Below are 10,823 nucleotides of genomic sequence, written 5' to 3' on the forward strand. Positions count from 1 at the left end.
GCAATGGCGTACCGCACCTTCTTCCGTGTCTTTTCCCTGACGGCGGCCCTTTTGGGTGGCGCCGCGCCCTCACTCGCCTCTGACGAACCGAAGAAATACCGCCAGGCGCAGGATATGGTTTACGGCGCCGCGCTGTACGACTATTTCCAGGGCAACCACTTCGATTCCCTCAGCACCCTGCTGGTGGCCGAGCAACGCGACACGATCAAAACCCACCGCGACAATGCCGTCCTGATCGAGGGCGGCATCAGCCTCGGCTTCGGCCTGCGACAGCGCGCGGCGGAGCTGTTCGAGCAGCAGCTGCGGCAGAGCGATGGCGACAACGAGTCGGATGCGGGCCACCGTCGGGTCGCCTGGCTGAAACTGGCAGAACTGAACTACCTGCAGGGGGACTGGCCGCTTGCCACGGAACAGCTGCAGAAATCCGGCGCCGCCCCAAAATCCGCTCAGCAGTCCGCACTGACCCTGAACCTGGCACTGCGCAACAGAGACTTCTCCGCGGCGGAGCCGCTGGTGAAGTCCGAGATACTGCCGCTTGAGCAGCGCCTGCTCGGCCATATCAACCTGGCCGCAGCGCTGGCGCGGGAAGGACACCTACCCGCGGCTCTGGTGCACTACCGCCGCGCCGGCGAGTTGGCGGCGGGACAGGAGGGTGCGTCCGCAGAAATCGGGATTCTCGCCGACAAGGCGCACATTGGCGCGGGCTACGTCTATGCGCTCCGCCAACAACACGAGCGCGCGATGGAGGAGTTTCGCCGGGTGCGCCTGCGCACTCCCTGGGCCAGCAAAGCGCTGCTGGGTCTCGGCTGGTCCGCCATCAACAGCGGCCGGTACCTGCCGGCAATAGATGCGCTGCAATTCCTGGTGAGCAACCACGGCGACTCGGCGGCGGCGCGCGAGGCCATGGTGGCACTGCCTTACAGCTATGAGAAACTGCAGCGCCCGGATGCCGCACTGGCCGCCTACAGGCGCGCTGAAGGCCACTACCGCTCTGTACTGATCCAGCTCCAACTGCTGCAGGAATCGATCGAGTCGCTGCAGTTCTCCCCCGCCGGCGACGGTGATGCACAGCGCTACGGCTGGCTGCAACTGGCCGAGACGCCGCAACTGATGCACAACAACCGGCACTACCTGCAACCGATACTGCAGAGCGACGGCTTCCAGCTGCGCCTGTCCGAACTGCGCGACCTGCGGCAGCTGTCGCAAGTCATTGAGAACTGGCAGGAAAAACTGCCACAGTTCGAGCAGCTGATCGACGCGCGCCAGCAGCGCCGCCGCGCCATAGTGGAGAATTACCGGAGTGTCCAGTTCGACCAGCAGGTGGAGTTTGCCGCGCAGCGATACCGCGAACTGCAAGAGTCCCTCGCACACATCGAGCGCGGGCGCGACGCCCTGGCCCTGCTGGCCGCCGACCCGGACGAGAGCGAAAGTGGCGAGATGCTGTCGCTGCTGGCCCGCGCCGAAGATCGTTATAAGAATCTGCAAAATCTCGGCAAGGCGCGCGCATCCCAGCACAAAACCCTGCAACGTGCCCGCGGCATTCTGCTGTGGCAGGCGAGCGAGCAATACCACGACAACCTGTGGCAGCGACACAGGGAACTGCAGCAACTCGGCGAGCAATTAGAAAACGCGGAGCGCCAGCGCAGCGAAACCGATGTTGTCGCCCGGCGCGCACCGCAGCTGAAACAGTTTCGCGCAAAAATAGCCGTCGCCGCGCCGCAGCTGGCGGCACAGCGCAGCGCCATAGACCGCGCCAGCGGCCTTATCGAGGAATCCATACGCCGCGACGTCGTCGCCGAACTGGGCCGCGAGCGCGCGCGAATCCAGCAGTACCTGGCCCACAGCCGCTTGGCTATCGCGCGCCTGCAGGACGCGGCCGTGCAAAATACGCCGGCAGCAGACACGGATACGGGCGGTGTCGATGAATAAGTTCAGCCACCGGCAAGCATTTGCGGTTAAAAAATCGCTGGCGCTGGCCATCTGTTGCGTCGCCGCCTCCTGCAGTAACAATTCCGTGCCGACCCTGGCGGACCTGCCAGCAGCACCACTCCCGCAGGAGTCGGCTATCGAAGTGCCGCAACTGGATATCGCCGCACTGCAGCGCAGCTACGAGCAGGCGCTGGCGAGCAACATGGATCCGCACGCACGGCGGCAGATACGCCTGCGACTGGCGGACCTGGAAATGGAACGGCTGGAACAGCAGCAGGCGGAAAACCCGCACACGGCCATTTCCTATGCCAGCGCCGTGCGACAGTACGAAGCCCTGGCCCGGGAGACTCCCGGAGACGACTATATCCTCTACCGGCTGGCGCGCGCGCGGGCACTGGACGGCCAGCCGCAGGATTCGCTGCAGGCACTCGAGGACATAGCCGCGACGGCACCGGAATCGCCATTTATTGCCGAGGTCCTGTTCCGCCGCGGCGAGGCGGCATTCAATCGCCGGGATTACGGGGCCGCGGCCCGGGACTTCCGCTCGCTGCTGGAAAAGGGCGAAAACTCCATTACCGACAATCCTCTTGCCGACAACCCCTTCACCGACAACGCGCGCTATATGCTCGGCTGGTCGCAATTCAAGTCAGCCGACTACCGTGCTTCGACCCGGACCCTCCTGCAGCTGCTGGACCAACTGCACGAGCGCGCACCGTTCGATGAGCTGCCCCAGGGGCAGAAACGCCTGGCCGACGACAGCCTGCGCGGGCTGGCTCTCAACTTCAGCTACCAGGGCGGCGCCGACGCAATCGAATCATTTAATCCCGAAGGGGAAAGCCGCCCCTATCAATACCACCTGTACCGCGCCCTCGGCGACTGGTACCGGGAAAAAGAGCGCTACCGGGACAGCGCCGACACCTACCTGGCCTATGTCGAGCAGTACCCGCAGAGCAGCGAGGCGCCGGCACTGCACCTCGCCGCGGTGGAGACGCTGCAGAGCGCCGGCCTGCACGGCGAAGTACTGCTGGCCAAGCGGGAATTCGTGCGCCGCTACGGTATCCGCAGCGACTACTGGCAGCGGGCGGACGAAGCCCAGCGCGAGAAGCTCGGCGGCTGGCTGCGCCCCTGGCTGGAGGAACTGGCCAGGTACGACCACGCCCGCGCCCAGGCGCTGGCGGCCCGGGCCGGAAAAGTCCCGGCGCGTAGTAATCGCAAAAAAGGGGCGCGGGAAAAACGCGAAATGGCCAGCGAGTCCCGCCGCGCCTACCTGGATGCGGCAGATCTCTACCAACAGTACGCGGATACCTTCCCCGAGGACACGAAAACGCCGCCGCTGGTTTTCCTGATGGCGGAGTGCCTGGAGCAGGCCGGCGACTACCCCGACGCCTGGCGGGCCTACAGCCGGGTGGCCTGGGAGTACCGCGACAAGACCCACGGCGCCGAGGCCGGCTATGGGGCGGTGCTCACTTCGGCGCTGGGGTACCAGCAGCCGGCCGGCGGTGAGGACATCGAGCAAAAAACCCTGTGGCAGGAGCGCAACATCGCCTCCAGCCTGAAGTTCGCCGACACTTGGCCCGCGGACCAGCGGGCGCTGCCGGTACTGCTGGCGGCCGCCGACAAGCTGCTGCGGCAATCCCGCTACCCGGAGGCCATCGCCGCCGCGGACAAGGCTGGCAAGTGGCAGCCGATGCCGGACAGCCGCCAGCAGCTGAATATATCGATGATCCTCGGCCACAGCCAGTTCGAACTCGGGAATTATTCCCAGGCGGAACAGGCCTATAGCCGCGCCCTGCAGCTGGCCGGCAGCGATACTGCCATAGGTGGGAACGCGCAACAGCGGCTGCAGGCGACCATCTACCGCCAGGCGGAGCTGGCGCTGGCCGAAGGCCCCAATGAAGAGGGGCTAAAACACCTGCTGCGCATTCGCGACAGCGGCCGTACCGAAATAGCCGCCACTGCCCAGTACGACGCCATCAACTACCTGATCGAACTGCAGCAGTGGCGGAGAGCCGGCGCCGAGCTGTCGGACTTCCGCCGCCATTACCCGGTCCACAGGCTGACCCCGACCCTGGCCGCCAAGGCGGTGGCCATCTTCCGCGCCCTGGAAATGCCCGGCGCCGCCGCCGGTGAACTGCTGCGGCTGGCGCAGAGCGATCCGGATAGCGAGGTGCGCCGGCAATCCCTGTATATGGCCGCGGAGGCTTTCCAGCAGGCCGGCGACAACCAAAGGGCCATAGACGCATACCGCCGCTACAGCGAGCAGTGGCAACAGCCAGCGGAACAGCGCCTGGAGGCCCAGTACCAGTTGGTGCAGCTTCTCGCGCACGAAAAACAGCAGCAGGTGCGCAACCACTGGCTGCAACAGCTGGCCGGCAATGGCGTGGACACGCCCCGCGGCCGCTACCTGGCCGCCTATTCCCTGAGCCAGCTGGCGGAGCAGAGCTATCAGTCGTTTGCGAGTATGCCCCTGCGCCTGCCGCTGAAGAGAAGCCTGGCCGCCAAGAAGCGCGCCATGGACGCCACCGTGGCCGATTACCGCAAGGTGCTAAAATTCAATATCGTCGAATTTACCACCCAGGCGAACTTCCGCTTGGCGGAGGTCTACCGCCAGCTCAGCCGCGACCTGATGGAGTCGCAGCGGCCGACGAACCTGGATGCACTGGCGCTGGAGCAGTACGAGATCCTGCTGGAGGAGCAGGCCTTCCCCTTCGAGGAAAAAGCGATAGAACTGCACGAGGCGAATATCCAGCGTACCAGCGACGGCATTTACGACGACTGGGTAAAACGCAGCTTCGACTCCCTCGGCAAGCTGCTGCCGGCGCGCTACCAGAAGCAGGAGAAGACCCTGGGGTGGAGCCATGCATTGCACTGACGCAAATACCGGGAAAATGACAAACAGCGGCATTAAATTCCTGCTGCTGGCGGCGATGGTTTCGCTGCTCGGCGCCTGCGCCGCCACGGGCGACCCGCAGCCCGGGACCGGCGAAACCGCCGGCGAGCGCCCATTGACCGGCAACCCCTACCTGGCCCAGGCGGACAGCGCCCCGGCGGCGGCGCGCGAGGGTATGGAAATTGCACGCCAGGCCTACGAGGCCGGCGACCTGGCGACTGCCGAGGCGGAACTCGAGAAACTGACGGAAACCTGGCCCGAACTGTCCGGCCCCTGGCTCAACCTGGGCATAGTACAGAGCCGCGCCGGCAATGCCGAGGCGGCAGAGGCGAGCCTGCGCCAGGCGATCGCCGTCAACGACAGCAATGTTTTCGCCTGGAACCAACTGGCGGCCCTGTTGCGTGACGCCGGCCGTTTCGACGAATCGCTGCAGTGCTACCGCGAGGCGCTGGCGCGCTGGCCGGATTACGGCGATGCGCACCGCAACCTGGGCATACTCTTCGACCTCTACCTGCGCCAGCCACAGAAGGCCCTGGAGCACTACAGGGCCGCCCAGGCACTGCGCGAGGAACCGGACAAGAAGCTGGCCGGCTGGATCGTCGACCTGGAACGGAGACTGTAATGAGAAAAATTCACCTGTTGCTCGCGGCGCTGTGCATCGCCGCCCCCGCCGCGGCAGAGGAAGTGATCGAACTGGAGTCCACGGTGATCGGCAGCCAGGAGCAGCCCAAGGTACTGTATATCATCCCCTGGAAACAGGCCGACAGCCTGCAGCGACTGGACAGCGTCCTGCCGCAGACGGTGGGCGATGTATTCAGGCACCAGGAATATTCGGAACTGCAGCGGGAAATCAAATTGCTGCAAAACGATAAAGAAAAAAATAGGTAACTGCTCAGACTCGGAAAAGAATGCCCGAGATCGATGCTAAGGTCCTGATACCGGGGCCATTTGGGAAAGGCGCCTGCGGCCGATAAGCAGACCGATGAGGCTTTTTCCCAAATGGCCACCGGTAGCAGGGCCGCCACTGGCCTCTCTTACGGACAAGAAGCGGCGGGCAGTAACAAATAGGCACAAGGTTTAACTATCTATCCATCGCGGAGATTGCATTATGGAATTCACCCAGGCGCTGCTGCGCTTCTTTCAAAACGGCGGTCCCTTTATGTACCCCATCGCGCTGGTGCTGGTGGTCGGCCTGGCGATGGTGATCGAGCGCTGGATCTTCCTGAGCCGCGCCAAGAGCGCCAACCGCCGTGCCTACCAGCAGCTGCTGCCGATGCTGCAGAAGCGCAATTACCAGGGCGTTCTGCAACTGGCGCGGGAGAACAAGGCCGCCATGGGGCGTATCGCCGCCGCCGGCATCGGCACACTGCAGTACGCCAAGCGCGATGAGAATATCGCCCTGGCGATCGAGGAGGGCATCCTCGAAGCCGTGCCGCGCCTGGAGAAACGCACCAGCTACCTGGCCACCCTGGCGAATATCGCCACCCTGCTGGGCCTGCTCGGCACCATCATGGGCCTGATCGCCGCCTTTACCGCCGTGGCCAATGCGGACCCCTCAGAGAAGGCTTCGATGCTGTCCTCGAGTATTTCCGTGGCCATGAACACCACCGCCTTCGGCCTGATCTCCGCGATTCCGCTGCTGCTCTTCTACTCCATGCTGCAGAACAAGACCAATGAGATCATCGACAGCCTGCAGATGGCCGGGGTCAAGTTCCTGAACCTGCTGACCATGGGCCGCGCGGCGGCGGAACAGCGGGCCGCAAAAGGCTAAGGAAATTAGCCATGCTCAAACTCAATATCCGCCGGCGCACGCATCGGGATGGCGAGCTGGACATCACCTCCTTTATGAGCCTGATGACCATCCTGGTTCCGGTACTGCTGCTCAATATGGTGTTCTCGCATATCTCGGTGCTGAAGCTGAACCTGCCGGGCCTCAGCGATGGTAGCGCCGCCGGCGCAGAAGAGAACCGCCAGTTGGAATTGGTGCTGCGCCAGGCCCACATCGATATCAACTATCCGGCCGGCATGAGGGTAAAGCGCATTCCCCATGTGGAGGGCGAGCCGGACTTCGCCACCGTATCGACGATGCTGCAGGAAGTGAAACGGCAGCTGCAGGAAAAGTCCATCGACAAGAAGGACCTGGTGATCCTGTCCGAGCAGGGCACCCCATACAAGACGCTGGTCGGCGCGATGGACACGGCGCGCAGCTACCGCGCGGTGGTGGCCGCCTCGTTGGTGGATGCGGAGCTATTCCCGCAAATCTCCCTCGGCGACGCACCCCGAGAACAGGTGCCGCAGACAGCAGCGGGGCAATAGCATGAATCTGAACGTAGCCGCCAAGCTGCAGGCGCGAAAGCAGCGACAGCAGAAACAGCAGTCGAAACTGAACCTGGTTTCACTGATGGATATCTTCACCATCTTGGTGTTCTTCCTGCTGGTCAACTCCTCCGATGTAGAAGTACTGCAGACCGACAAATCGATCAAGCTGCCGGAATCCACCTCGCAACAGAAACCGGAAGTCACAACCGTGGTGCGGGTCAACAACGAGCAGCTGTTTGTCGGCGACCGCCTGATCGCAAAAGTCGGTGACCTCGACAGCGAGGCGGAAAATATCGAACCCCTGCTACAGGAGCTGAAATACCTCGCCAGCCGCGCCGGCGAATTGCCCGCAGACAAGAAAGAACTGGGCCACCCGGTAACCATCATGGGCGATGAGCAGGTGCCCTACCAGTTGCTGAAGCAGATAATGCAGACCTGCGCCGCGGCGGATTTCCGCGATATGTCCTTCGCAGTCAGCCAGAGCGCGCCGGAAGCTGTTGCGGAGACAGGACCGGGGGTAGACAGCTGATATGGCGAATACTGTCTACGCACCCTGGCAACTCCAGGAAACGGTACTGCCCTGGTCCGCCTCGGCGGAGGAGGACCGGCGCTTCGCGAAATTCCTGCGCAACGGCCTGATCGCCTTTGCGGTCCTCGGTATCGCGGTGGCGCTGATTCCGGTACCGGAACTGACCCGTGAACAGGCGGAGCGGATTCCGCCACAGCTGGCCAAGGTGATTCTGGAAAAGAAGGAACTGCCCAAACCGGAACCCAAACCGAAACCGGTGGAAAAGAAAAAGCCGGAGAAAAAAGCGGAGCAGAAAAAGCCGGAACCGGAAAAGAAACCGGAACCCAAACCCGCGGCAAAAGAGAAGCCGCCGGCGGCCAAGGTCGAACTGGCGCGGGAGAAGGCCGCCAACAGCGGCCTGCTGCAGATGCAGGACGACCTGCTGGCGATGCGCGAGAGTATCGACGTGACCGAGGTCAGCAGCGGACAGCTGGCCGCGGGCGCCGCCCAGGCTAAGAACATCGACCGCAGCCTGATTAGCGACAGGTCCAGGACCGCAAGCGGCGGCGTCAACACCGGCAAGCTGAGCCGGGATACCGGAGGCGTCGCGCTGGCCGCGCGGGAGACCACAAGGGTAGAGAGCACCCAGGCCAGCGGCGCCGCCCGCGCAGTGGCCAAGAAAGTGCAGCGGGAAAAATCCGCGCGCGCCGAGGCCTCCATCCGCAGCGTGATGGAGGCCAACAAGGGGGCCATCTACGCCATTTACAACCGCGCCCTGCGCCGCGACCCGACCCTCCAGGGCAAGGTCACGGTACAGCTGGTGATAGAGGCGAACGGCAGTGTATCCGGCATCAAGCTGGTGGGCAGCGAACTGGACAGCCCGGACCTGGAGCGCAAGCTGCTGGCGCGGATAAGGTTGATCAATTTCGGTGCGGCCAATGTGGAAAAGACCACGCTGAACTACTCGATCGACTTCCTGCCGTCCTGATCGGCACCATTCCTGTAGGAGCGGTCCGGCCGGGAGCGGTCCGGCCGGGAGCGGTCCATGGCCGCGATCGCTCTCTGCCGATGGCACGGAGTTAGGTCCTGATGCCGGTGGCCGTCCGGGAAAAGCGCCTGCGGCTGATGCAAGACCGATGAGGCTTTTTCCCGGGCGGCCACCGGCAGCAGGGCCGAATCGGAACCCTTTAGCTTAGCGGCCTCCCCGAACCGCTCCTACAGGAGTATTCCGGCATCCGGCAGATTAATTCAGATCCACCGCATATTGCCGCAGCAGCGCCAGCGGCACTATTTCCAGGGCCTTGACGTGGGTGCGCTGCAGGTAGACCCGCGGCGCCATGTCCAGTTGCTGGGCCTCCAGCCAGCGCGCCGCGCAGAGACACCAGCGGTCACCGGGGTTCAGGCCGGGGAAGCCGAATTCCTCCACCGGCGTGCTCAGGTCGTTGCCGCGGCTGCGGGAGAACTCGAGAAATTCCTCGGTTACCTCGATACAGACGGTGTGGGAGCCGACATCCTGCTCGTTGGTATTGCAGCAGCCGTCGCGGAAAAATCCGGTGACCGGATCCAGGCTGCAGGCCAGCAGCGGATCGCCGAATACATTCACTGAAGCTTCCATTTGCATACGTCCGCTCACTCCTCGTTGCCGGTTTCGCTTTTTAGGGATAGCAGGTGGATATCCACCAGTTGCCAGCGCAACCCGCGACGCTGCAGTATCAGGCGCAGCTCGGCCTCGCCCCCTTCGCCATAGTCCGCGGTCACGCGATTGGCGCCGGCAAAGTGCCAGCGCTGCAGATGCCAGCCGGCCTCGCCGCCTTCCCCCGCTTGCGGCGGTTCTTTGGGTGAGGGGGAAGACTGCCGGTAGAGTTCGCGCTCGAACTCGCGCAACTCCTCGCCGCCGCGCAACAGCTCACCAATGCCCTCAGGGGTGACCAGCTGCTGTAGCAGTGGGCCGATAAACAGGTTGGCCCCAGCGCTGAGCAGCTCGGCGAATTCCTCCGGCATCTCATCACCCACGGATTCGCGCAGCTGCCGCTGCAGGCGCCGCTTCAGATTGTCACGCAAGGCGGGAAAGTCGATATGGCGCTGCAGCTGCTCGACATTTTCGTTCCGCGCGGCCTGCTCCAGCTGCCCGATGATGTAGCGCGGCAGGGCGATATAGCCCGCGGCCAGCAATGCAAGCGAAAACAGGATGACAAACAGCCATTTCTTCATCAATGTACTTTTCCTTCTATTCCACCGCCGTCATTGCGCCGGGATTTTATCTCCTTGGTAGTATCACCACCTAATTTTGCCAGCGCGGCCTCTGGCGCGGGATTGTCCCTGGGCGGCGCCTGTGAGATATTGCCCGCACAAGGCTCTGTATCCATATCAACTCTCTATCCATATCAACAGGGAACTGCGGAAGGACATCTGACGATGAGCGATATTTACAAGGCCCCCGAGTCACAGCTGACCACCGGGGAGGAGAGCGGCAGTTACGGCTCTCTGGAAAAGGGGCTGGCCGGGGACTACACCATTTCCATCGGCGAGATTCTCAGCGAGGCCTGGCGCCGCACCAAGGGCAACAAGGGTACTGTCTGGCTGGGCCTGGTGCTGTATATCGTCGCCCTGGCCGTGATCAGTTACATCGCCGGCATGATCAGCGGCTATCCGGTGTTTAATCCGCAGGCCGCCATGGAGGCGACCGGCATGTCGCAGCTGATCTACCAGTTGCTGGTGACCATTGCCGGCGCCCCCCTGGCTGCCGGGCTGATAATGATCGGCATCAAGATTGCCCGCGATGAAAACGTATCGGGTACCGAGGTATTCGCGCACTTCGACAAGATACTGCCGCTGGCCCTGGGCATGATCCTGATGTACATCCTCACTGCGATCGGCTTGGTACTGCTGGTGCTGCCGGGCATTTATCTGATGGTGGCCTATACGCTGACCCTGCCGCTTATTGTGGACAAGGGCCTCGGCCCCTGGCAGGCACTGGAGACGTCACGCAAGGCGATCACCAAGCACTGGTTCCCCTTCTTCGGCTTCCTGATCGTCTGCCTGCTGCTGTACATCGCCGGCTTCCTGGCGCTGCTGATCGGCCTGATCTGGGCACTGCCGCTGCTGGCCATCGCCTTCGGCGTTGTCTACCGCAATATCTTCGGTGGCCCGGAAGACTGATCCACCTGACCTGATGGG

At 63.3% G+C, this 10,823-nt stretch carries 11 protein-coding genes; 9 read left to right on the plus strand and 2 right to left on the minus strand.

The genetic code is table 11. From position 1 onward, the window contains the following. Positions 1 to 3 precede the first annotated feature (3 nt). The 8 genes from AC6R19_RS15935 to AC6R19_RS15970 all read left to right on the plus strand — a co-directional run bounded on the left by AC6R19_RS15935 (position 4) and on the right by AC6R19_RS15970 (position 8,634). On the plus strand, positions 4 to 1,929 hold the full coding sequence (locus tag AC6R19_RS15935; RefSeq protein ID WP_500580829.1) for a hypothetical protein: 1,926 nt from the start codon (positions 4 to 6) through the stop codon (positions 1,927 to 1,929). Beyond that, positions 1,922 to 4,801: a tetratricopeptide repeat protein gene (locus AC6R19_RS15940; protein ID WP_500580830.1), complete on the plus strand. Its 2,880-nt coding sequence runs from the start codon at positions 1,922 to 1,924 to the stop codon at positions 4,799 to 4,801. Before AC6R19_RS15935 ends, AC6R19_RS15940 begins: the two co-directional genes overlap by 8 nt. 16 nt (positions 4,802 to 4,817) lie before the next feature. Then, positions 4,818 to 5,441, plus strand: a complete 624-nt coding sequence (locus tag AC6R19_RS15945) for a tetratricopeptide repeat protein (RefSeq protein WP_500580832.1) — start codon at positions 4,818 to 4,820, stop codon at positions 5,439 to 5,441. Continuing rightward, positions 5,441 to 5,707: a hypothetical protein gene (locus tag AC6R19_RS15950; RefSeq protein ID WP_500580833.1), complete on the plus strand. Its 267-nt coding sequence runs from the start codon at positions 5,441 to 5,443 to the stop codon at positions 5,705 to 5,707. Before AC6R19_RS15945 ends, AC6R19_RS15950 begins: the two co-directional genes overlap by 1 nt. Positions 5,708 to 5,927: 220 nt before the next feature. Next, on the plus strand, positions 5,928 to 6,590 hold the full coding sequence (locus AC6R19_RS15955; RefSeq protein WP_500580834.1) for a MotA/TolQ/ExbB proton channel family protein: 663 nt from the start codon (positions 5,928 to 5,930) through the stop codon (positions 6,588 to 6,590). Positions 6,591 to 6,601: 11 nt separating this feature from the next. Further along, on the plus strand, positions 6,602 to 7,135 hold the full coding sequence (locus AC6R19_RS15960) for an ExbD/TolR family protein (protein WP_500580835.1): 534 nt from the start codon (positions 6,602 to 6,604) through the stop codon (positions 7,133 to 7,135). A gap of 1 nt (position 7,136) precedes the next feature. Further along, on the plus strand, positions 7,137 to 7,667 hold the full coding sequence (locus AC6R19_RS15965; RefSeq protein ID WP_500580836.1) for an ExbD/TolR family protein: 531 nt from the start codon (positions 7,137 to 7,139) through the stop codon (positions 7,665 to 7,667). A gap of 1 nt (position 7,668) precedes the next feature. Further along, on the plus strand, positions 7,669 to 8,634 hold the full coding sequence (locus AC6R19_RS15970) for an AgmX/PglI C-terminal domain-containing protein (RefSeq protein ID WP_500580837.1): 966 nt from the start codon (positions 7,669 to 7,671) through the stop codon (positions 8,632 to 8,634). Positions 8,635 to 8,889: 255 nt separating this feature from the next. On the opposite strand, the gene AC6R19_RS15975 is transcribed toward AC6R19_RS15970, so the two are convergent. After that, the gene (locus AC6R19_RS15975; RefSeq protein WP_500580838.1) at positions 8,890 to 9,267 is read right to left on the minus strand and encodes a DUF2237 family protein; all 378 of its coding nucleotides are present in this window, start codon (positions 9,265 to 9,267) and stop codon (positions 8,890 to 8,892) included. Positions 9,268 to 9,275: 8 nt separating this feature from the next. Further along, positions 9,276 to 9,857: a DUF2939 domain-containing protein gene (locus AC6R19_RS15980; RefSeq protein WP_500580839.1), complete on the minus strand. Its 582-nt coding sequence runs from the start codon at positions 9,855 to 9,857 to the stop codon at positions 9,276 to 9,278. A 204-nt stretch (positions 9,858 to 10,061) separates the two neighbouring features. On the opposite strand from AC6R19_RS15980, the gene AC6R19_RS15985 reads away from it, so the two are divergent. Beyond that, positions 10,062 to 10,805: a DUF2189 domain-containing protein gene (locus AC6R19_RS15985; protein WP_500580840.1), complete on the plus strand. Its 744-nt coding sequence runs from the start codon at positions 10,062 to 10,064 to the stop codon at positions 10,803 to 10,805. The last annotated feature ends 18 nt before the right edge of the window (positions 10,806 to 10,823 follow it).

The sequence above is a fragment of the Microbulbifer sp. SE14 genome (assembly GCF_059834885.1).